The organism is Streptomyces sp. JN8, assembly GCF_055808075.1.
In genome coordinates, this window is the sequence record NZ_CM147852.1 from 4,496,195 (window position 1) to 4,521,618 (window position 25,424).

The 25,424-nt window shown below is 73.0% G+C and carries 23 protein-coding genes and 1 tRNA gene; 15 read left to right on the plus strand and 9 right to left on the minus strand.

Features of this window, described 5'->3' with window-relative positions; all coding sequences use genetic code 11:
- The first annotated feature begins 62 nt into the window (after positions 1-62).
- Complete coding sequence (locus ACY0MR_RS19865; protein WP_361847652.1) at positions 63-713, plus strand: hypothetical protein; 651 nt, start codon at positions 63-65, stop codon at positions 711-713.
- A gap of 117 nt (positions 714-830) precedes the next feature.
- On the opposite strand, the gene ACY0MR_RS19870 is transcribed toward ACY0MR_RS19865, so the two are convergent.
- Entirely contained in the window at positions 831-1,535 is a 705-nt protein-coding gene (locus ACY0MR_RS19870; RefSeq protein ID WP_388802079.1) for an SLATT domain-containing protein, read from the minus strand.
- A 267-nt stretch (positions 1,536-1,802) separates the two neighbouring features.
- On the opposite strand from ACY0MR_RS19870, the gene ACY0MR_RS19875 reads away from it, so the two are divergent.
- The 7 genes from ACY0MR_RS19875 (at position 1,803) to ACY0MR_RS19905 (ending at position 8,595) form a co-directional block, all read left to right on the plus strand.
- Positions 1,803-2,138 carry a YbaB/EbfC family nucleoid-associated protein gene (locus tag ACY0MR_RS19875; RefSeq protein WP_015034576.1) on the plus strand — a complete coding sequence of 112 codons (336 nt, stop codon included), beginning with the start codon at positions 1,803-1,805 and terminating at the stop codon, positions 2,136-2,138.
- Between the two features lie 104 nt (positions 2,139-2,242).
- Positions 2,243-2,842 (plus strand): recombination mediator RecR, encoded by a 600-nt coding sequence (recR, locus tag ACY0MR_RS19880; protein WP_041662562.1) that lies wholly within the window; start codon positions 2,243-2,245, stop codon positions 2,840-2,842.
- 35 nt (positions 2,843-2,877) lie between these two features.
- Positions 2,878-3,540, plus strand: coding sequence for a DUF5063 domain-containing protein (locus ACY0MR_RS19885; RefSeq protein ID WP_361847648.1), 663 nt, complete (start codon positions 2,878-2,880; stop codon positions 3,538-3,540).
- Between the two features lie 263 nt (positions 3,541-3,803).
- Positions 3,804-5,084 (plus strand): aspartate kinase, encoded by a 1,281-nt coding sequence (locus ACY0MR_RS19890; RefSeq protein WP_015034573.1) that lies wholly within the window; start codon positions 3,804-3,806, stop codon positions 5,082-5,084.
- Entirely contained in the window at positions 5,081-6,139 is a 1,059-nt protein-coding gene (locus ACY0MR_RS19895; protein ID WP_361847644.1) for an aspartate-semialdehyde dehydrogenase, read from the plus strand. Before ACY0MR_RS19890 ends, ACY0MR_RS19895 begins: the two co-directional genes overlap by 4 nt.
- A 261-nt stretch (positions 6,140-6,400) precedes the next feature.
- Complete coding sequence (locus ACY0MR_RS19900) at positions 6,401-7,225, plus strand: SigE family RNA polymerase sigma factor (protein ID WP_388801610.1); 825 nt, start codon at positions 6,401-6,403, stop codon at positions 7,223-7,225.
- A complete protein-coding gene (locus tag ACY0MR_RS19905) occupies positions 7,222-8,595 on the plus strand; it encodes a hypothetical protein (protein ID WP_473554469.1) in 1,374 nt (457 codons plus the stop codon). Before ACY0MR_RS19900 ends, ACY0MR_RS19905 begins: the two co-directional genes overlap by 4 nt.
- A 128-nt stretch (positions 8,596-8,723) precedes the next feature.
- On the opposite strand, the gene ACY0MR_RS19910 is transcribed toward ACY0MR_RS19905, so the two are convergent.
- Complete coding sequence (locus ACY0MR_RS19910; RefSeq protein ID WP_361847638.1) at positions 8,724-9,464, minus strand: SURF1 family protein; 741 nt, start codon at positions 9,462-9,464, stop codon at positions 8,724-8,726.
- Between the two features lie 56 nt (positions 9,465-9,520).
- The gene (locus tag ACY0MR_RS19915; RefSeq protein ID WP_388801603.1) at positions 9,521-11,356 is read right to left on the minus strand and encodes a S9 family peptidase; all 1,836 of its coding nucleotides are present in this window, start codon (positions 11,354-11,356) and stop codon (positions 9,521-9,523) included.
- Between the two features lie 71 nt (positions 11,357-11,427).
- Here ACY0MR_RS19915 and ACY0MR_RS19920 point away from each other — a divergent pair, with 71 nt between their 5' ends.
- The gene (locus tag ACY0MR_RS19920; protein WP_388801600.1) at positions 11,428-12,261 is read left to right on the plus strand and encodes a class I SAM-dependent methyltransferase; all 834 of its coding nucleotides are present in this window, start codon (positions 11,428-11,430) and stop codon (positions 12,259-12,261) included.
- Positions 12,262-12,333: 72 nt separating this feature from the next.
- Here ACY0MR_RS19920 and ACY0MR_RS19925 read toward each other — a convergent pair whose 3' ends face one another.
- Positions 12,334-13,365: an Lrp/AsnC family transcriptional regulator gene (locus ACY0MR_RS19925; protein WP_473554472.1), complete on the minus strand. Its 1,032-nt coding sequence runs from the start codon at positions 13,363-13,365 to the stop codon at positions 12,334-12,336.
- Between the two features lie 153 nt (positions 13,366-13,518).
- Here ACY0MR_RS19925 and ACY0MR_RS19930 point away from each other — a divergent pair, with 153 nt between their 5' ends.
- The 3 genes from ACY0MR_RS19930 (at position 13,519) to ACY0MR_RS19940 (ending at position 16,623) form a co-directional block, all read left to right on the plus strand.
- Positions 13,519-15,096 carry a tetratricopeptide repeat protein gene (locus ACY0MR_RS19930; RefSeq protein ID WP_473561856.1) on the plus strand — a complete coding sequence of 526 codons (1,578 nt, stop codon included), beginning with the start codon at positions 13,519-13,521 and terminating at the stop codon, positions 15,094-15,096.
- Between the two features lie 20 nt (positions 15,097-15,116).
- Complete coding sequence (locus ACY0MR_RS19935; RefSeq protein WP_473554475.1) at positions 15,117-16,136, plus strand: YdcF family protein; 1,020 nt, start codon at positions 15,117-15,119, stop codon at positions 16,134-16,136.
- A 205-nt stretch (positions 16,137-16,341) separates the two neighbouring features.
- Positions 16,342-16,623 (plus strand): hypothetical protein, encoded by a 282-nt coding sequence (locus ACY0MR_RS19940; protein WP_473554477.1) that lies wholly within the window; start codon positions 16,342-16,344, stop codon positions 16,621-16,623.
- A 58-nt stretch (positions 16,624-16,681) separates the two neighbouring features.
- Here the strand turns inward: ACY0MR_RS19940 and ACY0MR_RS19945 are convergent, their stop codons facing one another.
- Complete coding sequence (locus ACY0MR_RS19945) at positions 16,682-17,887, minus strand: serine/threonine-protein kinase (RefSeq protein WP_388801591.1); 1,206 nt, start codon at positions 17,885-17,887, stop codon at positions 16,682-16,684.
- Between the two features lie 278 nt (positions 17,888-18,165).
- Here ACY0MR_RS19945 and ACY0MR_RS19950 point away from each other — a divergent pair, with 278 nt between their 5' ends.
- The gene (locus tag ACY0MR_RS19950; protein WP_392206909.1) at positions 18,166-19,044 is read left to right on the plus strand and encodes a glycosyltransferase family 2 protein; all 879 of its coding nucleotides are present in this window, start codon (positions 18,166-18,168) and stop codon (positions 19,042-19,044) included.
- A 154-nt stretch (positions 19,045-19,198) separates the two neighbouring features.
- On the opposite strand, the gene ACY0MR_RS19955 is transcribed toward ACY0MR_RS19950, so the two are convergent.
- Positions 19,199-19,272 (minus strand) — tRNA-Pro (locus ACY0MR_RS19955).
- A 135-nt stretch (positions 19,273-19,407) separates the two neighbouring features.
- Positions 19,408-20,346: a metallophosphoesterase gene (locus tag ACY0MR_RS19960; protein ID WP_388801586.1), complete on the minus strand. Its 939-nt coding sequence runs from the start codon at positions 20,344-20,346 to the stop codon at positions 19,408-19,410.
- A 74-nt stretch (positions 20,347-20,420) separates the two neighbouring features.
- Between ACY0MR_RS19960 and ACY0MR_RS19965 the strand changes: the two genes are divergently transcribed.
- Complete coding sequence (locus ACY0MR_RS19965) at positions 20,421-20,885, plus strand: GatB/YqeY domain-containing protein (protein WP_361847611.1); 465 nt, start codon at positions 20,421-20,423, stop codon at positions 20,883-20,885.
- Between the two features lie 80 nt (positions 20,886-20,965).
- Here the strand turns inward: ACY0MR_RS19965 and ACY0MR_RS19970 are convergent, their stop codons facing one another.
- Positions 20,966-23,212 carry a transglycosylase domain-containing protein gene (locus ACY0MR_RS19970; protein ID WP_473554481.1) on the minus strand — a complete coding sequence of 749 codons (2,247 nt, stop codon included), beginning with the start codon at positions 23,210-23,212 and terminating at the stop codon, positions 20,966-20,968.
- A gap of 416 nt (positions 23,213-23,628) precedes the next feature.
- On the opposite strand from ACY0MR_RS19970, the gene ACY0MR_RS19975 reads away from it, so the two are divergent.
- Positions 23,629-23,973, plus strand: a complete 345-nt coding sequence (locus tag ACY0MR_RS19975; RefSeq protein ID WP_015034550.1) for a WhiB family transcriptional regulator — start codon at positions 23,629-23,631, stop codon at positions 23,971-23,973.
- A gap of 88 nt (positions 23,974-24,061) precedes the next feature.
- Here ACY0MR_RS19975 and bagB read toward each other — a convergent pair whose 3' ends face one another.
- On the minus strand, positions 24,062-25,369 hold the full coding sequence (bagB, locus tag ACY0MR_RS19980; protein WP_388802073.1) for an ATPase BagB: 1,308 nt from the start codon (positions 25,367-25,369) through the stop codon (positions 24,062-24,064).
- Positions 25,370-25,424 lie beyond the last annotated feature (55 nt).

Below are 25,424 nucleotides of genomic sequence, written 5' to 3' on the forward strand. Positions count from 1 at the left end.
CTGCAAAAGCCTGGCGAACGCCCTGCGAGCGTCCCCCGCAACTGACGGAGAGCGAGCCTCCCTTGGCCTGTGACCTGTGGCTGGTCCCCCTCGTCGACGTGCTGTGCCACAGCCCCGACAACCCCTTCGCCGAAGAGATCGCCGCGTACGACGCCGTGCTCACCGCCTCCGGTCTGCCGACCGTGCCGGTCTACGCCTACATGCCCGGGCTCTCCGGCGACGTCGCCCCGATCGCCGGCTTCGACTACGAGGCCCTGCACTTCCTGCGGCGCGCCTACCTCCTCCAGATGTGCGGACTCCCCGTCGAACCCGTCGGCGAGCTCGGCGGCGACTACGAGCAGCTCCTGGAGATGTTCGAGGCGACCGCCCAGCAGTCCCACCTCGTCTGGCACTACGACCACGCCGGCGCCTACGTCCCGGTCGACTTCCCGGTCCCGCTCGCCAACGACGAGCTGCTGGAGGGCGGCGGGCCGCTCGGCTCCTCGTACGGGCTGCTGCGCGAGCTGGAGTTCGTGGCGCCCTCCATCGGCATCGACCCCGCCAACCCCCCGGCGCCCCCGCTCCCGCCGGAGCGGCCCACCACCCTGGAGGAGCCGGCCGCCGCGGTCGCGCCGGACGGCGGCCCCTTCGCCCGGGAGCGCCACGTGTGGCTGGGACTGCACGCGGCCGCGACCCGGAGCCTGGCCCAGGGCTCGATGATCATCCTGAGCTGAGGTCCACCACCGACCCCGCCCGCACCGGCCCGGCCGGGGTCCGCACACCCGGCCCGGCCGTCCGCAGACCCGGGCGGCCCGGGGCCGGCGGCAGCCGCGGGGTCCCGGAGGCCCCCGTCAGCGGGCCTCCGGGGGCCGCTGCCGCGGCATGTTCGGCCGGGTGCCCGGCGGCAGCGGGAAACGGCCCGACGGATGGTGGCTCTCCGCCCGCGCGGGCACCACGCCCACCGACTGGAGGGCCAGCGGCGCCGGACCCGAGCGGAACTCGACCATCCAGTCCGCGGTCTCCGCCCGTACGAGCTCCGTCACGTCCTCCGAGAAGCGCCGCAGCACGCCCAGGCAGCGCTCGGCCGCCTCGCTGGCGGTGCCCTCCGTGGGCCCCAGGACCTCCCGGACGCTCTCCGAGGCCCAGTCGAACTGCAGGGCCTGGAGACGGCGCTGCACGGCCTGTGCCGTCGCCACGTCCCTCATCCAGCCCGCGGTCAGACCGAAGTACCGGTCGCAGGCCAGACAGGCGGCCCCGAGCAGCAGCGAGAGGTAGCCCCAGCCGGCGGCCCCCTCCGCCACACCGGTCAGGTCGAGCAGCGGCAGCGCGGCACCCGCGATCACCCCGACGGCCGTGCCGATCCGCAGCATCCGGGCGTTGCGGCGCTTCCAGACCCGGTCGGAGAGGTACCACTCGGCGATGCGCAGGGCGTGGGACTCCACCCAGCGGTACAGCTCGTCGAGCCGCTCGGCGGGCTCGCCCCAGTCGCCCAGGGGGAACGGCGTCCCGGTCAGATCGCGGTGAACGTCTCCCCCGGGGGGTCCCGGTGGCTGCATCTCCGGCTGCTGGCTCACCGGGGGACTCCTCTGTTCAGCTCAGTGCTCGTGTCCTTCTGTGACGTGCGGTGCACGTGGTGCCTGCCCTTCCTACCGCCGAATGGTGGGCGGCGGGCCCGGAATCCCAGGATTTCCGCCCGCAAGGGGGTCTTGATCAGGTAGAGGAGCCCGGGGTTTCTCACTCGAAAGAGTGGTGGAGCAGGGCGGGCGGCGACCACGTAGGCTCGGCGTACCGACATACGGACGTACCGAACCTCAGGAGTGACCGTGATTCCCGGTGGTGGTCAGCCCAACATGCAGCAGCTTCTCCAGCAGGCCCAGAAGATGCAGCAGGACCTCGCCCGCGCCCAGCAGGAGCTGGCGGCGACCGAGGTCGACGGACAGGCGGGCGGCGGCCTGGTCAAGGCGACCGTGACCGGCTCCGGCGAGCTCCGCGGCCTGGTCATCGACCCCAAGGCGGTCGACCCGGAGGACACCGAGACGCTCGCCGACCTGATCGTGGCCGCCGTCCAGGCCGCCAACGACAACGCGCAGCAGCTCCAGCAGGCCAAGCTCGGCCCGCTGGCCCAGGGCATGGGCGGCATGCCCGGACTCGGCTTCTGACGCCACCGGACCGGGGGCTTTCGAGCCCCCGCCGCCCGTGGACTTCTTAGCCCCGCTTTAAGCCACTACCGTAAGAATCAAGCACTCCCTTGGAAGGGCGTTCCGTGTACGAAGGCGTGGTGCAGGACCTCATCGACGAACTGGGCAGGCTGCCCGGCGTCGGTCCCAAGAGCGCGCAGCGGATCGCCTTCCACATCCTCCAGGCCGAGCCGACCGACGTACGACGTCTCGCGCACGCGCTCCTGGAGGTCAAGGAGAAGGTCAGGTTCTGCGCGGTCTGCGGCAACGTGGCACAGCAGGAGCAGTGCAACATCTGCCGCGACCCCCGCCGCGACCTGACCGTCATCTGCGTGGTCGAGGAACCCAAGGACGTCGTCGCGATCGAGCGGACCCGCGAGTTCCGGGGGCGCTACCACGTCCTCGGCGGCGCGATCAGCCCGATCGAGGGCGTCGGCCCGGACGACCTCCGCATCCGCGAGCTGCTCGCCCGGCTCGCCGACGGCACGGTCACCGAGCTGATCCTCGCGACCGACCCGAACCTGGAGGGCGAGGCCACCGCGACGTACCTGGCGCGGATGATCAAGCCGATGGGGCTCAAGGTGACGCGGCTCGCCAGCGGACTCCCGGTCGGCGGCGACCTCGAGTACGCCGACGAGGTCACCCTCGGCCGTGCCTTCGAGGGACGGAGGCTGCTAGATGTATGACGACCGGGCCGGTGCGCTCTCAGGGAGGCTCCTCGATGTCTGACCCCACGCTGCACGCGATCACGCAGAACCCCGACGACTTCGCGGTCCAGATCGCCGACTCCATCGAGAGCTTCATCGTCGCGACCACCGAGGTCGCCAAGGGCGACGAGCCGGACAGCGCCGTGCCCTTCCTGCTCCTGGAGATCTCGCAGCTGCTCCTCGCGGGCGGCCGGCTCGGCGCGCACGAGGACATCGTCCCGGACGAGCGCTACGAGACGGACACGGGCCCCGAGCCCGACATGGACGACCTGCGCGAGCGCTTCGCCGTGCTCCTCGAACCGGTCGACGTGTTCTCCGAGGTCTTCGACCCGTACGAGCCCCGCAAGGCCCCGGTCCCGGCCCGCATCTCCGACAACCTCGCCGACATCGTCGCCGACCTCCGCCACGGCCAGGCCCACTACCGCGCGGGCCGCACCAGCGAGGCCCTCTGGTGGTGGCAGTTCTCCTACTTCTCCAACTGGGGACCCACCGCCTCCGCCACCCTCCGCGCCCTCCAGTCGCTCGTCGCCCACGTCCGCCTCGACCAGCCGCTCGCGGCGCTCGACGGCCTCGACACCGACGAGGACCTGACCGAGGACGACCTCGCCGAGGAGGCGGGCCGCGTGATGGCCGAGGAGATCGGCGCCCCGCTCGGCCTGCGCACGCTGAGGAAGTAGCGCCCGGCTCGGCCTGCGCACGCTGAGGAGGCAGCGGCCGGCTCCCCGACGGCGTGTGAGCCCGCGCACATCTCGGGCTCCCGCCGCGTACCCCCGGCTCACCCGGGCAGGCAGACCCACCGGGCGGTCCGGACCGTCCAGGCCGTGATCACTGACTGAGCGGGACATCTCAGGATGCGATATACGGTCGGCGATTCCGGGCCGCTCGTTAAACTGAGCCGACCGCAGTAATGACTGCGGCAGAGACTGATCGAGGAGCGCACGTGGGCCTTGTCGTGCAGAAGTACGGAGGCTCCTCCGTTGCCGATGCCGAAGGCATCAAGCGGGTCGCCAAGCGGATCGTGGACGCCAAGAAGAACGGCCACCAGGTGGTCGTCGTGGTTTCCGCGATGGGCGACACGACGGACGAGTTGATCGATCTCGCCGAGCAGGTATCCCCCATTCCTGCCGGGCGTGAATTCGACATGCTGCTGACCGCCGGAGAGCGGATCTCCATGGCCCTGCTGGCCATGGCGATCAAAAACCTGGGCCACGAGGCCCAGTCGTTCACGGGCAGCCAGGCCGGTGTCATCACCGACTCGGTCCACAACAAAGCGCGCATCATCGATGTCACGCCGGGCCGTATCCGCACCGCCCTCGACGAGGGCAACATCGCCATCGTCGCCGGCTTCCAGGGCGTGTCCCAGGACAAGAAGGACATCACCACGCTCGGCCGCGGCGGGTCCGACACCACCGCTGTGGCGCTCGCCGCCGCGCTGGACGCCGAGGTCTGCGAGATCTACACCGACGTCGACGGCGTGTTCACCGCCGACCCGCGCGTGGTGAAGAAGGCGAAGAAGATCGACTGGATCTCCTTCGAGGACATGCTGGAGCTCGCCGCCTCCGGCTCCAAGGTGCTGCTGCACCGCTGCGTCGAGTACGCGCGCCGCTACAACATCCCGATCCACGTGCGCTCGTCCTTCTCGGGGCTGCAGGGCACCTGGGTCAGCAACGAACCGCTCTCCGACGCAAAGGACCAGAAGGTGGAGCAGGCCATCATCTCGGGTGTCGCCCACGACACCTCGGAGGCGAAGATCACCGTCGTCGGCGTGCCGGACAAGCCGGGCGAGGCCGCGGCCATCTTCCGGGCCGTCGCCGACGCCGAGATCAACATCGACATGATCGTGCAGAACGTGTCCGCCGCCTCGACGGGCCTCACGGACATCTCCTTCACCCTCCCCAAGGCCGAGGGCCGCAAGGCCATCGACGCCCTGGAGAAGGCGAAGACCGCGATCGGCTTCGACTCGCTGCGCTACGACGACCAGATCGGCAAGATCTCCCTGGTCGGCGCCGGGATGAAGACCAACCCGGGCGTCACCGCGGACTTCTTCCGCGCCCTCTCCGACGCCGGCGTGAACATCGAGCTCATCTCGACCTCCGAGATCCGCATCTCGGTCGTCACCCGCGCCGACGACGTCAACGAGGCCGTCCGCGCCGTCCACAGCGCCTTCGGCCTGGACAGCGACTCGGACGAGGCCGTCGTCTACGGAGGCACCGGACGATGACCCCGAAGCCGACACTCGCGGTCGTCGGTGCGACCGGAGCCGTCGGCTCGGTGATGCTCCAGATGCTCACGCACCACGCGGACGTCTGGGGCGACATACGCCTCCTCGCCTCCCCGCGCTCGGCCGGCCGCAAGGCCGCCGTGCGCGGGGAGGAGTGCGAGATCCTCGCACTCGACGAGGACGCACTGGAAGGCGTCGACCTGGCGCTCTTCCTGGTGCCCGAGACGGTGGCCGCCCGCTGGGCGCCCATCGCCGCCACCAAGGGCGCCGTCGTCGTCGACACCTCCGCCGCCTTCCGCGCGGACCCCGACGTCCCCCTCGTGGTCCCCGAGACCAACGCCCACTCCGCCCGCCTCCGCCCCCGCGGCATCGTCGCGAGCCCCGGCAGCACCACCCTCGCCCTGGTCGTCGCCGTCGGCGCCCTGCACGCCGAGTTCGGACTCACCGAACTCGTCGTCACCGCCCAGCAGGCCGCGAGCGGCGCCGGCGCCGGACAGGCCGGCGTCGAGGCGCTCCGCACCCAGCTCGGCCTCCTGGCGGGCCGCCAGGACCTCGGCACCCACCCCGGAGACGTACGACGGGCCGTCGGCGAGGACACCGGTCCCTTCCCCGGCCCCCTCGCGCTCAACGTCCTGCCCTGGTCCGGCACGGCCGGCGCCGACGGAGCCTCCACGGAGGAGGAGCACGTACGCGACGAGACCCGGCGGATCCTCGGCCTCCCCGCCCTCCGGGTCGCCGCCACCTGCGTCCGCGTCCCCGTCGTCACCGGCCACTCCGTCTCCGTGCACGCCCGCTTCGAGCACCCCGTGCCGCTCGACCGCGCACACGAGATCCTCGCGACCACGCCCGGGGTCGTGCTGTACGACGATCCCGCCGCCGGCGACTTCCCCACCCCCGCCGACGTCGTCGGCACCGACCCCGCCTGGGTCGGACGGGTGCGGCGCTCCATGGACGACGAGCGGGCCCTCGACTTCTTCGTCTGCGCCGACAACCTCCGCAAGGGCGCCGCCCTCAACGCCCTCCAGATCGCGGAATCGGTTGTCACGTATTTGTAGGATCTGTGAACGACCTGTGAGCAATTAGGCGTCAGATACCTCTTGAACTGCGATGATTCCGTGGTCGACGATGCTCTTCCCCCCTCCTGCAACCAGCGGTCGGGTGGACGGCGTCTCTGCGTGCACTCACCATGTGTGGCGTGGCGCGCTGTGAAAGCGGGGCATCGGGGGAGAACGGTTACGCATGAGGACAAACGACTCACCGTCAAAAACGGTGGCGTACGCGTACAACCCTGCCGGGGGGAAGCGTGTCCAACCTGCGTGGCAGACGTACTCGACATCGCGACCATCGCTCCGCTGCGCGGCGCTGGCACAGCAGTGCTCCCCGCGCGGAGCGTCGCCGTCGTCCCCGCGCGCGGCACGGCAGCCGTCCCCGCCCGCGGCCCCGCGGTCGCCCCGGCCCGCGGCACCAAGGCCGTACCGGCCCGCGGCACCGCGATCGTTCCCGCCCGCGGCGCGACGGCCGTCCCCTACCGCCGGCCGCGCCCGCTCGGCGGCATGCCGGTGATCGCCCCCGTGCCCACCGGATCCCGCACGAGCGCCGTCGACGGCATCCCCTCGCCCCGCACGAGCGCCGAAGGCGGCGCGGCGGCCGGGACCACCGTCGACCACCTGACCGAGACCTACCGCGCCCACTACCGGTCGCTCCTCGGTCTCGCCGCCCTCCTCCTCGACGACACGGCCTCCTGCGAGGACGTCGTCCAGGAGGCGTTCATCCGCGTCCACTCGGCCCGCAAGCGGGTGCGCGAGCCCGAGAAGACGCTCGCCTACCTCCGCCAGACCGTCGTCAACCTCTCCCGCTCGGCCCTGCGCCGCCGCATCCTCGGACTCAAACTGCTGTCCAAGCCGATGCCGGACATGGCCAGCGCGGAGGAGGGCGCCTACGACCAGCTGGAGCGCGAGGACCTCATCAAGGCGATGCGCGGACTCCAGCGCCGCCAGCGCGAGGTCCTGGCCCTGCGGTACTTCTCCGACATGACGGAGGCTCAGGTCGCCGAGGCCCTCGGGATATCCCTGGGCTCGGTGAAGGCGTACGGCTCGCGGGGCATCGCGTCGCTGCGCGTCGCGATGGGAGCGACGTCGTGAGCGAGGCACCACGCAAGGACCCCGCCGGCGAACCCGCGGGCGACGACACCGCCGGAGCCGAGAGCGGCGGCAGGGCCGAGCGCGGCGTCGACGCCGACGGCACCGCCGGGACCGAGAGCGGCGGCGCCGCCGAGAACACCGCCGAGGCCGAGACCGGCGGCACGACCGGGCCGGCGCGGCCCGGCGCCGCCGACCAGGGCGCCGCCGAGGGCGCCGACGTCCGGAGCGACGCCCCCGAAGAACGTGACGAACCGAGTGGACAGCGCATGGTGAAGATCGAGCCCGGCCCGGGCGAGGGCGACGGGGACGACGAACTCGCGCTGCGGAGACTGTTCCAGAGCGCCGTCTCCGGACTGGAGCCCTCCCAGGGCTCGCTGGAGCACCTGCGCCGCGCCGTGCCCGCACGCCGCGCCCGCAAGCGGCAGGCCGTCGTCGGCGCCGCCGCCGCCGCGGTCCTCATCGGGACCGCCGTACCCGCCTTCGTGCACGTCGCCTCCTCCGGCGGCGTCTCCGCCGCCGGGAACCCCGTGAACGCCGGCCACGGCGAGGAGGCCCAGGGCGGCACCGGCGCCGAGACCGGCATCGAGGGAGGCCAGAGCGCCCAGCCCCCCACGAGCACCGGATCGCCCAGCCAGGGCGCCTCCGAAGGCTCCGGGGGCAAGCCGCAGCAACCCGGCCCCGGCACCTCGTCCGGCAGCGGACGCGGGGCGGAAGCCCTCCCCGGAGCCTTCCCCGCCTGCACGGCCGCGCAGCTCGGCGTCAGCTCGGCGGGCGCCGGCGGACCCGACGGCGAGGGCAAGGTGCACGGCACCTTCCGCATCTCCAACATCTCCGACCGGGCGTGCGTCGTGGAAGGCGCCGGAGTCGTCGGCTTCGAGGCCCGCGGCGCCGCCGACCCGGCGCGGATCTCCGTGATCCGGCACACCTCGGGAGACGGCGGCAGCGGACTGCCCGACCCCTCCCAGGAGTTCTCCGCGATGGCCCTGAAGCCCAGCGGCTCCTACGAGGTGAAGTTCGTCTGGGTGCCGAGCGAGACCTGCCCGACCACCCCCACCACGCCGCCCCCGACCGTGGTGCCGCCGACCGAACCGCCGACCACCCCGCCGCCCACGCCCACCCCGACCGGCGGAACGAGCAGCCCCGACCCCAGCGAGGGCACGGGCTCCGGAGGAAGCGGCACGGATCCGGGCACCGGCCCCGACACCGGCTCCGGCGCGGCACCCCAGCTGCTCCGCGAGGACGGCGGCCCGGCCGACGGCAGCGTCCTGGTCAGCCACGTCGCCGAGCCCGGCGGCCCCGCGGCGTCCGCCACCATCCCCGGCGCCTGCGCCGGCACGATCTACCGGACCGGGGTCCTGGCGGGGTCCTGAGAGGCCCGGGGCGGGAGCGGGCGCCCGGGAGCGGGTACCCCGGGAGCGGGTACATCAGGGGGCGGGCATCAGGGGGCGGTCATCAGGGGGGCTTCCCCGCCCCCTCCCTCCCCGCCCCTCCCCGTCTCCTACAGCCCCAGCGCCTCGTCGCGGGACGCCTCCGCCTCGCGGCGCACGAGGCGGAACCACATGAAGAGCACGAAGCCGGCGAAGACGAACCACTCCGCGGTGTAGCCCAGGTTCTGGAAGGCCTTCGCGTCCAGGCTCGTGCCCGCCGCGGCCGCCGCCGGGACCGGGGTCAGGCCGGCGGGGGAGTCGGCGAGGGTGATCCAGGCGTCGTAGACGTCGTCCGTCACCACGTTCACCAGGGACGCCGCACTGATCATCCCCAGCTGACCCTCGGGCAGCCCGCCCGCCGCGTTGACCCCCTTGGTGCCGCCGTTCTCGGAGGCCTGGAGCGCGCCCACGACCGTGACCTCGCCGGACGGCGGGGCCGGGACCTTCGCACCCGTGGGGAGCCAGCCGCGGACCACCGGGAGCGAACGGCCCCCGTCCGTCCGCAGCAGCGTCAGCACGTAGCTGCCGGTCCGGCCGCCCAGGTCACGGTCCGGAACGAGGAACTGCGCCCCGAACCGGCCGCGCGCCTCCGCCGAGCGGCCCGAGGTCTCCTGGTCCACCGGGAGCAGCGAGTCCAGCGGCGCCGTCTTCATCGTGCTCACGGCGGGCCGCTTCTCGGCCTCCTCGTGGGAGTCGACGCGATCCTCGAACTTGCCCAGCTGCCAGGTCCCCATGAACACGCAGAACGGGATCGCCAGCAGGACGAAGACGTTGATCCCCCACCAGCGGGGCGTTCTCAGGAACCGGTACACGCCCCCCACGGTACGGGGGCCGCCCCGGCGGCCCGTCGGCCGGGTCCCCGCCCGCCTCAGGCCCGCACCGGCCCACCTCCCAGGTGCTTCGCGGCGAACGCCAGGTCCAGGCCGACCTGCTTGATCCGCTCCTCCACCACGAGCGAGCCGTGGCCCGCGTCGTACCGGTACACCTCGTGGACCGCGCCCCGGGCCGCGAGCCGCTCCACGTAGTTGTCGATCTGGCGGATCGGGCAGCGCGGGTCGTTGACCCCGGCCGAGATGTGGACCGGCGCCTTCACCGCGTCGACGTAGGTGAGCGGCGACGAGGCCGCGTACCGCTCGGGCACCTCCTCGGGCGAGCCGCCGAGCAGCGTCCGGTCCAGGGCCTTCAGCGCCTCCATCTCGTCCTCGTAGGCCGCGACGTAGTCCGCGACGGGGACCGCGGCCAGCCCGACCGCCCAGGCCTCCGGCTGCGTACCGAGGCCGAGGAGCGTCAGGTAGCCGCCCCAGGAGCCGCCGGACAGCACGAGCCGGGCCGGGTCGGCGAGACCGCTCGCCACCGCCCAGGCGCGGACCGCGTCGATGTCCTCCAGCTCGATCAGGCCGACCCGGTGCTTGAGGGCGTCCGTCCACTCCCGGCCGTACCCCGTCGAGCCCCGGTAGTTGACCCGGACCACCGCGTACCCGTGGTCCACCCAGGCCGCCGGGCCCGACGCGAAGGCGTCGCTGTCGTGCCAGGTGGGGCCGCCGTGGACCTCGAAGACCGTCGGGAAGGGGCCCTCGCCGTCCGGCCGCTGCACCAGCGCGTGGACGCGGCCGCCCGGGCCCTCCACCCACACGTCCTCCACCGGCACCGACGCCGGGGCCTTGGGGCCGGGCGGGTCGAGGACCACGCCGCCGTCCGTGGACCGCACCACCGGCGGCTCGGCGGCCGAGGACCACAGGTACTCCACGCTGCCGTCCGGCCGGGCCGTGGCGCTCGACACCGACCCGGCCGGGGTGTCCACCCGGACCAGGGCGCCGGTCGCGATCTCGTACCGCCACAGCTCGCTGCGGGCCTCGAAGCTGTGCACGATCAGCAGGCCCGAACCGTCCGGGTACCACTCGGCCGACACGTCGCCCGGCAGGTCGAGCCGGAGGTCCTGCTCCGTGCCCTCCGCCACGTCCCAGATCATCGGCTCCCAGCGGCCGCGCCGCTGGTGTCCCACGAGCAGCCGGCTGTCGCCGTCCACGGGGGCGAAGCCCAGGACCGCGAGCCCCAGCTCCTCCGTGCCGCCCTTGGTGTCGTCGAGCTCGGCGAGGACGCTCGCGTCCGCGGAGCGCAGCACCCGCAGCGCCGAGTGCATCGCGTCCCCGTGCTCGGTGTGCTCGACGGCGATCAGGGCGCCGTCGTACGACAGGTCGCCGACCCCGGCGGACTCACGGTGCCGGTAGATCTCGACCGGGGCGTCGGCTCCGGGGCGCACGAGGTGGACCGTCGAGCCGTCCTCGTCCGTGGAGCGGCCCACCAGGAGGGTGCCGTCCCGGCCGATGGCGAGGCCCGCGGGGTAGGAGGCGTCGAGACCCGGCACGGCCGGCTCGTCCGGGCCGCCGGCGAACGGCTGGCGCATCCACACCCCGAACTCGTCCCCGTCGGTGTCCGCGAACCACCAGATCCAGGCGCCGTCCGGCGACAGCGTGCCGTCGGTCGTGCCGTTCGGCCGGTCCGTGACCTGGCGCTGCTCCCCGGTCGTCCGGTCCCAGGCGTACAGCTCGTACGTGCCCGTCGCGTTCGACACGAAGAGCGAGCGGTCGGGGGCCTCCTCCGCCCACTCGGGCAGGGAGACCCGCGGCGCGCGGAAGCGTCGCTGCCAGGCGGGGGCCTGGTCGGTGGGCTCGGTTCCGGGCTCGGGGCGCTTGCTCTCAGTCATGGCACCCATGATGCTCCGCGCGGCGGACAATCGGGTCGCGTCCCCCTCGACCTGTGGATAACCTCGCGGGCATGTACTCGCCGACGCCCGACGACTGGCACGAGGTCAACCGCGCTCGCTGGGACGAGCGCGTCCCGATCCACGCCGCGAGCGACTTCTACGCCCTGGACGCCTTCCGCGCCGGGAAGGACGCCCTGCGCGACTTCGAGCTCGCGGAGGTCGGGGACGTCACCGGCCGGTCCCTGCTGCACCTCCAGTGCCACATCGGCCTCGACACCCTGTCCTGGGCCCGTCACGGCGCCTCGCAGGTCGTCGGCCTGGACTTCTCCGAGCCGGCCGTCGAGACCGCCCGCTCGCTCGCCGCGGACCTGGGCTTCACCCAGGACCGGGCGGCGTTCGTCGCGGCCGACGTGTACGACGCAGCGGAGGCCGTCCCGGACAGCTCGTACGACATCGTCTACACCGGCTGCGGCGCGCTGAACTGGCTGCCCGACATCGTGCGCTGGGCGGAGACCGCGGCCTCGCTCGTCGCTCCCGGCGGCTTCCTGTACGTGGCGGAGTTCCATCCGCTGACCGACTCGCTGGACGACGAGACCGGCAGCCGGATCGTGAACGACTACTTCGTGCGCGAGCCCTGGGTGGACACCACTCCCGGCACGTACGCCGAGCTGGACGCCGCGACCGTCCACAACCGCAGCGTGGAGTGGGTGCATCCGGTCGGCGAGGTCGTCACCGCGCTCGCCGGGGCCGGCCTGCGGATCGAGTTCCTGCACGAGCACGACGCCTCGCTGTTCCCGCGGTACGGGGCGCTGCAGCGGCACGAGGACGGCTACTACCGCTTCCCGTCGGACCGGCCCCGCATCCCGATGATGTACTCGATCAAGGCGACCCGCCCGGCCGTCTGACCCGCCGCCACGGGAGCCCGCAGCCCCGGGGGGCGCGCCGCCACGGAGGGCGCGGGCCCCGCGGAGACCGGATCAGGGGGCGTCGGGGCGGATGTGGTGGGTCCGCCGCCCGTCGGGGCCGAGGACCTGCGCCCCGATCTTGTGGGTGCGCAGCGCGAGCGCCGTGCCCGCGATCCGCAGGGCCGGGGCGGCCCGTACGAACGCCGACGTGACCTCGTGCAGTTCGTCGACCGTGCGGAGCCACATGGCGACGGCCAGGTTGTGCGGGCCGGTGACGGAGGTGACCAGCCGGGTCTGCGGGAGCCGGGCGAGCGCGGCCACCGTCCCCGGCACCTCCAGGGGCGGTACGTCGGTGGTGACCATCGCCCACATCGGACGGCCGGAGAACCTGGGGGCCGGCAGGCAGTGGTGGTGGAGGGTGCCGCCGGCCGACAGGGCGTCGAGCCGCCGCCGGACGGTCGACTCGCTCGTACCGCACTGGCGGGCCAGTTCGGCGGCGCTCCGGCGGGCGTCCCCGGCCAGTTCCGCGATCAGCCGGCGGTCGAGCGCGCTGAGGTGGGGGAGGGCACGCGCGTGCGTGCGTGGCCGCCGGTCCCCGCCGGTGAGCTCCGTGAGGAGCTGGACCTGGCCCGGGGTGAGCTGCTCGATCCGGGACCGGTAGGGGCGGTTGTGCATCCGCGTGACGACCTGGGTGCGGCAGCGCAGCACTCCGGGCAGCCGCCGTACGCGTCCGGCGAGGTAGCCGTCGAGGGCGTGCAGGTCGGGGGAGATCACGAGCAGGACGAGGTCGGCGTCGCCGGTCACCTGGTGGACGCCGAGGGTGTACGGGTCGCCCGCCACGTCGGCGGCCGTGGCCTCGGAGGTGCCCGCGGCGCATTCCAGCTCGACCCAGGCGTAGAGCATCTCGTCCGTGCCGTGACGGGCGGCGAGCAGCGAACTCCAGGCGTACCCCCCGGCCGTGAGGTGCTCCCAGCGGCGTGCGAGGGTGTCGGGACTGGTGCCCAGTACGGCCGACAGCTGGGTCCAGCTGGCGCGCGGGGCCATCTGCAGTGCGTGGATCAGCGAAAGATCCGCCTCTCCCAGGACGGATTCCCCGGTCGTCATTTCCCTCCCTGGTCGATCCCCGGCAAACCAGGGGTGCGGCTTGCGGGGCGCCCCAGGATGGTGAACCGAGGCGTATGCATTCAAGCCGCAACGGCGTCGGTTCGCCATGGAGTCGGGAACACCTCACACACGGAGAGGACGGGGGCGGTGCACATGGGGAGCGAGGACCCACCCGCGACGGCGGAGCGCCGGCTCCGGGACGACCCCGCGGCGGACCGGCGCCGGGACGACGCGACGGCCGACCGGCTCCGGGACGACCTGACGGCCGACCGGTGGTTCCGCGACGACAGCGCGGCCGACCGCTGGCTCCGGGAGGGCGCGGGGGCCGCGGACCGGGCTCCGTGGGCCGGTCCGGCGGCCGACGAGCGGCTCCTGTGGGGCGAGCCGGTCGGCACGGACCAACTCGCCGCAGCGGAGCGCGGATACGACCGCTGCGGGCCCGCCGAGCGGCTCCTGTGGGAGCGGCTGTCCGTCTTCGAGGGGACCTTCGGCCCGGACGCCGTCCGCGAGGTGTGCGCGTCCTGGGCGCTGCCCCCGACGGCGGTCCTCGGCGTCCTCGACCGGCTCGTGCCGGTCGCCCTGCTCCGCGTCGACGACCTGTTCGCCGGTGAGGACGACGTCCCCCGCTACTGGATGCCGCACGCGATGCGGGCCGTGGGCGCCCGCCGGCTGACCGAACGCGGCGACCGGCCCGATCTGGTCCTGCGGCACCGGCGGTGGTGCGTGAAGCTCGCCCGGACGGCCGCCGACCGCTGGCAGAGCGGCCGCCAGCTCGACGCCCGCGACCTCGCCCTGCGGGAACTGCCGGACCTGGCCGCCGCCATGGACCCGACGACCGCGTCGCCGCCGCGGGGCGACGAGGCGGACGCCGCCGTCGAGATCGCCGTCTCGCTGTGGTTCCTGTGGGTGGTCTGCGGGCGGGCCGCCGAGGGCCGGACCCGGCTGCGGCACGCCCTGGCGCTGCTCGGCGGGGAGCCGTCGGCGCGGGCGCTGTGGCTCGCCGCGTTCCTGGAGCTGGAGTCGGGCCGCCCGGAGGAGGCCGACCCGCTGCTCGTACGGGCCTGGGCGGCGGCCGTCCGGGACGGGGACGGCGGGGCCCTCGGGCTGCTGGCCCACCTGCGGGGTTCGACCGCCCTCTACCAGGGGCGTACGCGTGCGGCGGCGGACGAGTACCGGGAGGCCCTCGCGCTGACCGAGGAGTACCCGGAGTTCGGCCCGACGCGGCACGCCTGCTGGGCGGGTCTCGCGCTCGCCCTGTGCCGTACGGACCCGGAGGCGGCGCAGGAGGCCCTCGACCGGGCCGACCTGGACCGCGAGAGCCGGTGGGGCCGGGCGGCCCGGGACATGAACGCCGAGGCCTGGTCCGCCATCGCCCGGGCCGAGCTCGCGGCGTGGGACGGGGACGCGGAGCGGGCCGCGGAGCACGCCCGGTGGGCGCTCCGGGAGCACCTGCGCCTGGGCTCGGCCGCGGGGGCGGCCGGTGCGGCGGAACTCCTCGCCCAGATCCGGTTGTCGGCGGGGCGGCGGGACGAGGCGGCGCATCTGCTGGGCGCGGTCGACCTGTTGCGGAACTCCGTCTTCGACTCCTCGTACCGGCCGGCGGAGTTCTGCGTGGCGACCCGCGACCGCAGCGAGCGGGCCCTCCGGTCGCTGCTCGACGGCCCTGAGCTGCGGTACGCCTACGAGGAGGGGGCGCGGCGCGGGCTGTTCGCGCTGGCGGGGGAGGCCTGAGCTCCGCCTACGATGCGGTCATGTCGTACGCCTTCGCCGTCGCCGCGGTCTTCCTGCTGTTGTTCGCGATCGGTGTGGGGCGGGACCGGCGCCGCTTCGGCAACGCCGTGCTCCTCGGCCTCTCCGTGACGTTCCTCGGGATCGGGCTGCTCGCCGGCGTCGAGGACGCGCCGCCGGGGGTCGCCGAGACCGTGATGATCTGCGGGCTGCTCGTGCTCGGCGTCGGCCCGGTGGTCCTGGCGGGGCTGCTCACGGCGAACGGCGTGAAGATGGTCCGCAAGGAGGGCAGGAGCCCGGCCAACCTGCTGTCGCTCCTCGCCGGGCTCGGCATGTTCGCGGTGATGGTCCTGGCGGTGACGGCGGCCGCGACGGACTCGTGGGCGCTGCGGATAGCCGTCGTCACCCTCCTCCTGATCCTCGGCTACGTCTCGTTCCTCTTCGTCTGCTTCGTGGGCTACGCGTTCCTGTACGGCCGTCTGAGGCTCCGCCGCGACGCCGACTACGTCGTGGTCCTCGGGTCCGGCCTGACGGGCGGCAGCAGGGTGCCCCCGCTCCTCGCGAGCCGTCTGGACCGGGGGCGCGAGGTGCACGAGAGGCTGGCGGCGCACGGGCGGCGCGACGGTGCGGCCCCGGTGCTCATCGTGTCCGGGGGGCAGGGACCCGACGAGGAGGTGCCCGAGTCCCACGCGATGGCCGACTACCTCCTGGAGCGCGGCTTCCCGGCGGACGCGCTGGTGCGCGAGGACCGCTCGCGGACCACCGAGGAGAACATGCTGTTCAGCAGGGAGCTGATGGAGCGGGACCGGCCCGGCTCCTCGTGCGTGATCGTCACCAACAACTACCACGCCTTCCGGGCCGCGATCCTGGCCCGTCGGACGGGCGTGGACGGCCAGGTGGTGGGTGCGCCGACGGCCGGCTACTTCCTGCCGTCGGCGACCATGAGGGAGTTCGCCGCGGTCTTCCTCCAGTACAAGGTGGTCAACCTCGGGACCCTGGGGGCCCTGATCCTGCTCGGGGCACTCGTGTGGACGAGCCGCTGAGGCCGGTGCTCGGTCATCGGGGCTGCTCCGTTCCGCGGGGGCGCTGGTCGGCGTACCGCTCCATCTGACCACCGGGCCCGCGGGGCCGCACGCCGTCGCGGCCCCGGCGCCGCCCGGCCGGCCCGGGCGGCGTGTCCGCCGCCGCCGGGGCAGCGGCGGGCGGGACCGGCGGTCCGTACCTACTCTGGAGGTACGGAGGTGACCCATGAGCCGACGGCACCACTTCCACACCGACCACCTGGGGCACTCGGTCTCCGCGACCGTCCAGACGGGGCACAGGCTCGTCGTCGAGGTCCTCGTCGACGGCAAGGAGACCGGCCATGCCACGACCAAGGACGACGGGCCGGTGACGGTCGCCGTGGAGCTGCCGACCGACCCGCCCACGCCGGTGACCGTACGGGCCGTCGCGGGGCCCGGCGAGCCGGGCTGCATGCTGATCGTGGCGGCGGACGGGGAGCCGCGGGCGATGGAGCCGAGGCCGTACTGAGGGCGGTTCCGCCGGCCCGGGACCGTGCGCGGGCCGGGACCGTGCGCGGGCCGGGCGGTCAGGACAGCCAGGCCATCCCGATGACCAGGAAGACGACGAAGGCGATGGCGCCGGCGACGGCGGCCGTCTTGCGGGGGCGGCGCCGGGAGAGCTCGGCGAGCCCGCCGGTGCCGCTGCCGGGCCGCTCGCGCCGCCGGGAGCCGGGCGCACCGGCGGACGGGGATCTGCGGGACGGGGCGGGCGCGGGTCTGCGGCCCTGCGCGGGCATCGGGGACGCCCCGGGCAGGGGCGAGGCGGCGGGAAGCCCGCCGCTCCCCGGTATCGGGCCGGTGCCGGGCATCGGGCCCGCTCCCGGGGTCCGGCCGCCCGCCGGGGGAGCCGGACGGGTCGCCGTGCCGGCCGGCAGGCCGACGGTGTGATGCGGTGCGTGCTGGGCGGGGGCGGGCCGGGCGTAGGCGCGCCAGGCGCCGGAGGAGAACCAGTCGGCGATGGCCTGCGCCGGGGGCCGCTGCTCGGGCTGCTTGGCGAGCAGGCTCAGCAGGTACGCCTCGAACTCGGGCGGCAGCGCCACCCCGAGCCGGGTCGGCGGCGTCGGGGCGCTGTCGATGTGCTGGTAGAGCAGGGCGGTGGCGGTGTCCGCGCGGAAGGGCGTGCGACCGGTGAGGAGTTGGTAGAGCACGCAGCCGAGCGAGTAGACGTCGGAGGCGGGGGAGGCGGACTGCCCGAGGGCCCGCTCGGGGGCCAGGTAGAGTCCCGTGCCCACGATCTGACCGGTCGTCGTGAGAGCGCCGGAGGGGTCGTCGACGAACCGGGCGATGCCGAAGTCGGCGAGTTTGACGGTGCCGTCCGCGTCGACCAGCAGGTTCCCCGGCTTGATGTCCCGGTGCACGACGCCCTGCCGGTGCGCGGCGGCGAGCCCGGCGGCGGCGTGCGCGGCGACCACGGCGACCCGCTCGGCGGGCAGTACCAGCGGGTCGGAGGGGTTCCCGGCGAGGCTGTCGCCCTCCACCAACTCCATGACCAGGAACAGCTTTCCGTCCCAGGTTCCGAAGTCGAAGACGCCCACCACGTGCGGGTGGCTCAGCCGGGCGGCGGTCTGCGCCTCCAGCCGGAACCGGTCGGCGGCGGAGGGGTCGGTCCCGTGCGCCAGCATCAGCTTCACGGCGACGTCCCGGCCGAGCACCTCGTCGGTGGCCTGCCACACCTCGCCCATGCCGCCCCGGCCGATACACACATGAAGCCGATATCGGTCCGCGACCAGCACCTGGAGACCACCCCTTCGACGATCGATCAACTTGACGGAAGGGAACCAGCGTAGAGCCGCCCGGCGACGCACTTCGCCGCGCTCCCCCCGGGGCGTCCGCCGGCCCCCGTGAGGAAGCCCACGTCGGGCGCCCGCGCCCCGGGAATCCGGGCGGGGTGATGGACGGCGGCCGAGCCTCGGGTGAACGGGGGGTGGCGTCGTCCGGTTAGCATCGCGGGCCGGAGTGAGTCCGGAAGTGAGGGCCGGCGGACGCCGGGGACCGTGGAACGGAGAGAGTCGTGGCGCGACCTCGTGTGGGTGTGGCGGTACTGACGATGGGCACGCGCCCGGACGAGCTGGGGGCGCTGCTCGGCGCCGTGGCGGCGCAGGACGAGCCCGCCGCCCGGATCGTGGTCGTCGGCAACGGCACGGGGACCCTGCCGGAGCTCCCCGAGGGCGTCACCGGCGTCGAACTGCCCGAGAACCGGGGGGTGTCCGGGGGCCGGAACGTCGCGATCGAGACCCTGCGCGCGTTCGGCGACGTCGACGTGGTGGTGGACCTCGACGACGACGGCCTGCTCGTCGACACGGACGTCTTCCGGCGCCTGGCCGACCTGTACGAGGGCGACGACGCCCTGGGCGTCGTGTCGTTCCGCATCGCCGACGAGACGGGCGAGACGCAGCGCCGCCACGTCCCGCGCCTGGGGGCGAAGGACCCGATGCGCGGCGGCGAGGTCACCACCTTCCTGGGCGGCGGCCACGGCCTGTCGATGGCGATGCTCGACGAGATCGGCGGCTGGCCGGAGGACTTCTTCTTCACCCACGAGGAGACCGACCTGGCCTGGCGTGCCCTGGACGCGGGCTGGAAGGTCGTCTACGAGCCGAAACTGCTCCTCCAGCACCCGAAGACCAGCCCGGCCCGGCACGCCGTCTACTACCGGATGACGGCCCGCAACCGCGTCTGGCTCGCCAAGCGCAACCTGCCGGTCCTGCTCGTCCCCGTCTACCTGGGCGTGTGGACGCTCCTCACCCTGGCCCGCACCCGCTCCCTGCCGGGCCTCGCGTCCTGGTTCGCCGGCTTCGCGGAGGGCGTCCGCCGCTCCGGCGGCCCCCGGCGCCCCATGCGCTGGTCGACGGTCCGCCGCATGACGAGCCTGGGCCGCCCGCCCGTCATCTGACCGGAACCCGCCGCCCCCTCCCGGGGCGGCGGCCGCCCCGCGGGAAGACCCTTCGCCTCGCCGACGGCGAGGCTCACGCGTGCCTGACCCCGGAAACCACTCAGGGGCCTGATCCGATGTCTCGGATCAGGCCCCTGACCTGGTCTTACGGCTGTCGGGGTGGCGGGATTTGAACCCACGACCTCTTCGTCCCGAACGAAGCGCGCTGCCAAGCTGCGCTACACCCCGATGTCGCTGCTCTGTTCTTCACGTCGCGGCGACATCGATTACTTTAGCCCACGCGCGCGCTGAGGCGAAATCCGGTTTCCGGGGGGTCGCCGCGCAGGTCGGATGCGGTCCGTGGCGCGGGCGGCCGGGGGTCGCTCAGCGGCGGGCCGTCAGGGTGAGGAGGGTGACCTCGGGCGGGCAGGCGAAGCGGACCGGGGTGTAGCGGCTGGTGCCGCAGCCCGCGGAGACGTGGAGGTAGGACGTGCGGTCGCCGACCGTGTGGGTGGACAGGCCCTTCACCCGGTCGGTGTCCAGATCGCAGTTGGTGACGAGCGCCCCGTAGAAGGGGATGCACAGCTGGCCGCCGTGGGTGTGCCCGGCGAGCATCAGCTCGTACCCGTCGGCGGTGAAGGCGTCGAGCGCGCGCAGGTAGGGGGCGTGGACCACGCCGACCGAGAAGTCGGCCGAGGCGTCGGGGCCGCCGGCCACCCGCTCGTACCGGTCGCGCTTGATGTGGGGGTCGTCCAGGCCGGTGAACGCGAGGTCCGCCTGAGGGAGCTTGAGCCGGCCCCGGGTGTTGCCGAGGTTGACCCAGCCCGCCGCGTCGAACGCGTCCCGCAGCCCCTCCCACGGGTTGTGGACGGCGCCGACGACCGGCTTGTTGCCGTTGAGTCCGTGCCGGCCCTGCATCCGCTCCAGGAGGTAGAGGCCGGGGTTGCGGAGCCGGGGGCCGTAGTAGTCGTTGGAGCCGAAGACGTACACGCCGGGGAACTCCATCAGCGGGCCCAGGGCGTCGAGGACCTCCGGCACCGCCTCCGGGTCGGAGAGGTTGTCGCCGGTGTTGACGACGAAGTCCGGGCGGAGCCCGGCGAGGGACTGGAGCCAGGCGCGCTTCTTGTGCTGGCCGCTCACCATGTGGATGTCGGAGACCTGGAGGACCCGCAGGTCGGCCATGCCGGGCGGGAGCACCGGGACGGTCACGCGGCGGAGCCGGAACGAGCGGGCCTCGAAGCCCGCCGCGTAGACGATTCCGGCCGCTGCCGTCGCCGTGAGGCCTGCCGTGATCTTCAGGGGGATCCCGTACCGTGCGCGCATCCCCCCATCGTCGCAGACCCGCGGGGCGTAAATGCGCGGGCGGGCGGGGCGGCGCACCTGCCACACTTGAGCGCATGACCACGCTCAAGGCGAAGCTCCAGGACGACCTCAACGCCGCGATCCGGGAGCGCGACGAACTGCGCTCCTCGACCCTGCGGCTGACCATCACCGCGATCACCAAGGAGGAGGTCGCGGGCAAGACCAAGCGCGAACTCTCCGACGACGAGGTGCAGAAGGTGATCGCCAAGGAGGCGAAGAAGCGCCGCGAGGCGGCGGAGGCCTTCGCCCAGGGCGGCCGCCCCGAGTCGGCCGAGCGGGAGAAGGCGGAGGGGATCCTCCTCGACGCGTACCTGCCGAAGCAGCTCGGCGACGAGGAGCTCGACGCGATCGTCGCGGCGGCCGTCGCCGAGGCGAAGGCGGCCGGTGCCGAGGGCCCGCGTGCCATGGGCGCCGTCATGAAGATCGTGAACCCGAAGGTGGCCGGCCAGGCGGACGGCGGGCGCGTCGCCGCCTCCGTGAAGAGGCTCCTCGCGGGCTGACGCCGGGAGCCGCGGACACCGGCGGTACGAGGAAGGGCGCCCCACCGGAGTGGGGCGCCCTTCCTCGTGTCCGCGGGCCGTCAGCGGTTTCCGCGGCCGCCGTTGCCGTTGCCGCCGCCCAGCAGGTCCCCCGGGAGCGTGATCCCCGGGAACGGGTCGGTCGGGGGCTTCGTGTCGCCGGGCTTGCCGTCGCCGCGCTTACGGGGCTTGTTGGGCTTGTTGGGGCCCTCGTCCCCCTCCTTGTCCTTGGGCTTCTCGGCCCGCGGGACGGAGATGGGGGCGAAGCCGGGCGTCTCGGAGGCGTCGAGCGCGCCGGTCATCGCGATCTTCCAGATGGGGCCGGGGAGGCAACCGCCGCAGACCTTGTCGTAGGTGACGCCGCCGATGGTGATGTCGTACATCGACTTCTTCTCGCCGACGTCGTCGCCGACCCAGACGGCGGTGGACAGGTTCGGCGTGTAGCCGACGAACCAGGCGTCCTTGCGGTCGTTCGTGGTACCCGTCTTGCCCGCGTTGTCGCGGTCGCTGAGGCCGGCCTTGGTGCCGGTGCCGTCCTCGACGACGCCCTTGAGCATCTGGTTGATCATGTCGGCCGTGCGCTCGCTCATCGCGCGGGTGCACTTGGTGTCCGGCACGTTGAGCTTGTCGCCGTTGGCGGCCTTCACGGACTCGATGGCCACCGGGGTGCAGTGCAGACCGCGGTTGGCGAAGGTCGCGTAGACGACCGCCATGTCGAGCGGGGTGCTCTCCTGGGCGCCGAGGGTGATCGAGGGGAGTTCCTTGACCTTCTTGCCGAGCTCGCGCTCGTACCCGACGTTCTTGGCCATCGTGATCGTCTCGCACAGGCCGGCCATCTGCTCCAGCTTGGCGAAGTACGTGTTGATGGACTTGCCCAGGGCGCCGGTCATGTCGAAGGAGCCCTCCTCCGACTTGAGCTCGTTGCCGATCTCCCAGTTCGCGTAGCCGGCCGGCTTGCCGTCGCAGCGGGTGAAGTCGCCCTCCGGGATGTTGATCTTCCAGGGGGTGTCGAAGGTCTGCGCCGGGCTCAGGCCCTTCTCCAGGGCCGCCGCGGCCGTGATCGGCTTGAAGGTCGAGCCGACCTGGAAGCCGTACGTCGTGCCGCCCATCTTGCTGCCGACGGCCAGGTTCAGCGTCGTCTGGTGCTGCTTCTGGTCCAGGCCGTACGGGCGGGACTGGCCCATCGAGAGGATCTTGCCGGTGCCGGGCTGGACCTGCACGACCGAGGCGGCGACCGGGTCGTCCTTGTTGATCTTCGCGACGGCGGCCTCGTTGGCCGCGGCCTGGGCCCGCGGGTCGAGCGTGGTCTTGACGGTGAGACCGCCCAGGTTCCACAGCTTGGTGCGCTCCTCGGCCGTCTTGCCGAACACCGGGTCGTTGAGGATCGTCTTGCGGACGTAGTCGCAGAAGAAGCCGGCGCCGTCGACGGCGGTGATGCAGCCGTTCTTCGGCGTCTTGACCTTCAGCTTGAGCGGACTGGCCTTCGCCTCGTCCGCCTCGGCCTGGCTGATGTCCTTCACGTCGGCCATCCGCTGGAGGACCACGTTGCGGCGCTTGGTGGCTTCCTGGATGTCGTTGATCGGGTCGTAGCGGCTGGGCGACTGCACGAGGCCGGCCATCATCGCGGCCTCGCCGAGGCTCAGGTCGGCGGCGTGCTTGGAGAAGTACCGCTGGGAGGCGGCCTCGATGCCGTAGGCCTGCTGCCCGAAGAACGTGATGTTGAGGTAGTTCTCCAGGATCTTCTTCTTGCCCAGCTCCTCCTCGACCTGGATCGCGAACTTCAGCTCGCGGACCTTGCGGCCGATGGTCTGCTGGGTGGCCTGGGCGACCTTCTCCGGGTCGTCACCCGCCTCCTCGACGAAGACGTTCTTCACGTACTGCTGGGTGAGGGTCGACGCGCCCTGCGCGACGCCGCCCGACTGGGCGTTGCGGTTGATCGCGCGCAGCACGCCCTTGAGGTCGATCGCCCCGTGCTCGTAGAACCGGCCGTCCTCGATCGCGACGATCGCCTTCTGCATGTACGGCGAGATCTTGTCGAGCGGGACGACCGTCCGGTCCCGCGAGTACACCGTGGCGATCAGGCCGCCCTCGGAGTCGAGGATCCGGGTGCGCTGACTCAGCGGCGGGGTCTTCAGGTTGGAGGGGATCTCGTCGAACCCCTCGACCGTCCCCTTCGCGGCCAGTCCCAGTGCGCCGGCCGCGGGCAGGGCGATGCCCGCCAGCACGGCTCCCGCGAGCACACTGACACCGAGGAACTTGGCGGCCTGCTGGGTCCCGGTCAGACCACCGCCGGAGCGCTTCTTTGCCATGGGGGCAGCCTACGTTCTCATTCGCCGGACACACGTATATGCCTTGGCCTAAGCTGCTCCCAACTGTCACAGCAGTGTGGTCTGGCATCAAGACCCGGGTGTGACTTCGGCATGAACTCCCGTGACCCCGAAACACGGGAACCTCGTGTCCGATTCCGGCTCATGCGTCACACGGTGCCCGAAGTGGCCCCGCCGTAGACGGGCGTATCCAGGTGATATGTCCGATAGCTCGCGCATGTCCTTCGATCACTCCCCTGGGTGATCTGACGCGCACGCATAGTCCGTTCGGGCCATCCAAGATTGGGCCCGAAGGGGGTGTTGCGCTGTGCCCACCTTCCGTAACGTCCCAACTGGCAGCGGTGAATATGCCGCTTCCGCCGTGGGGGAGCCTCGATTCGGGAGAGGACGGCGCCGGTATGGGCTGGGTAGCTGACTGGAGTGCGCAGGCGGCCTGCCGCACTACCGATCCGGATGAACTTTTCGTGCAGGGTGCGGCACAGAACAGGGCGAAGGCGGTGTGCACCGGATGCCCGGTGCGGACCGAGTGCCTGGCCGACGCCCTCGACAACCGCGTGGAGTTCGGTGTGTGGGGCGGGATGACGGAGCGCGAGCGCCGTGCCCTGCTGCGCCGCAGGCCGACGGTCACGTCGTGGCGCCGGCTCCTGGAGACCGCGCGCACGGAGTACGAGCGGGGAGCGGGCCTGCTGCCCGTGGCCATCGAGGACGACGCGACGTACGAGGCGTACGCCGCGGTCGGCTAGACCCCGGCGGGCCGCGGCCCGGCGGATCGGACCCCAAGGGACCGGCCGCCGCGGGAGCGGGCCCCGGCGGAGGTGCGGACGGCGGGGATCACCGCCCGGCGGCCAGCCGGTCGCCGATCGCCCGCAGCCCGGCGAGGTCGTGCACGTCGCCGGGCAGGGCCGCCACCTCGGTCACCGCCACCTCCGGGTGGAGCGCGGTGAAGCGGTCGCGCGTGCGCTGCTCGCGCGAGAGCACCCGCATGCGCTCGGCATGCAGGCGCAGAAGTCCCGCGGTGAGGTGCCGTACGTCGGTGTCGTCCTCGTGCTCTTCGTGCGGTGCGTCGTCTCCTGCTGGTTCCTGTGCCGGGTCGGCTGTGGGGGCAGCCTGGGGTACGGGAGGTGCGGGGGTGGCGGCGGTGGCGAGGTGGGACGGCTCGGGCTCGGTGGCCGGGGAGCCACCTCGGTCAGTCTTCCCGGCGCCCTGATCCACAATGCGGCCCTCGTCAAGATTTTCCGCCGCGGCCCGCGCCCGCTCGGCCGAGAGCCGGGCCGCGGCGCTGCCGTGCACGCGGTTGAGGACGAGACCCGCCAGCGGCATCTCCTCGGCGGCCAGCCGCTCCACGAAGTACGCGGCCTCCCGCAGCGCGTCCCGCTCCGGCGTGGCCACCACGAGGAAGGCCGTGCCCGGCGCCTGGAGCAGCTTGTACGTGGCGTCGGCGCGGGTCCGGAACCCGCCGAACATCGTGTCCATCGCCGCCACGAACGTCTGCACGTCCTTGAGGAACTGACCCCCCAGCAGCTTGCCCAGGGTCCCCGTCATCATCGACATGCCGACGTTCAGGAACTTCATCCCGGCCCGGCCGCCCACCTTCGCCGGGGCCATGAGCAGCTTGATGAACTTCCCGTCGAGGAAGGACCCGAGCCGCTTCGGCGCGTCCAGGAAGTCCAGCGCGGAGCGGGACGGCGGGGTGTCCACGACGATCAGGTCCCACTCGTCGCGGGCCCGCAGCTGGCCCAGCTTCTCCATCGCCATGTACTCCTGCGTACCGGCGAACCCGGCCGAGAGGGACTGGTAGAAGGGGTTCTCCAGGATCGCCCGCGCCCGGTCGGGCTCCGCGTGCGCCTCGACGATCTCGTCGAAGGTCCGCTTCATGTCCAGCATCATCGCGTGCAGTTCGCCGCCGTCGGAGCCCTTGATCCCGTCGACCTTGCGCGGGGTGTTGTCGAGGGAGTCGATGCCCATCGACTGGGCGAGCCGGCGGGCCGGGTCGATGGTGAGGACGACGACCCTCCGGCCGCGTTCCGCCGCGCGCACCCCGAGCGCCGCCGCCGTGGTCGTCTTGCCGACCCCGCCGGCGCCGCAGCACACGACGATGCGGGTGCCGAGGTCGTCGATCAGCGGGTCGAGCTCCAGCACGGGAACGGCGTCGAGCCCGTGCGCCCCGGGTGCCGTGTCGCGCTCGTCCGGGGGC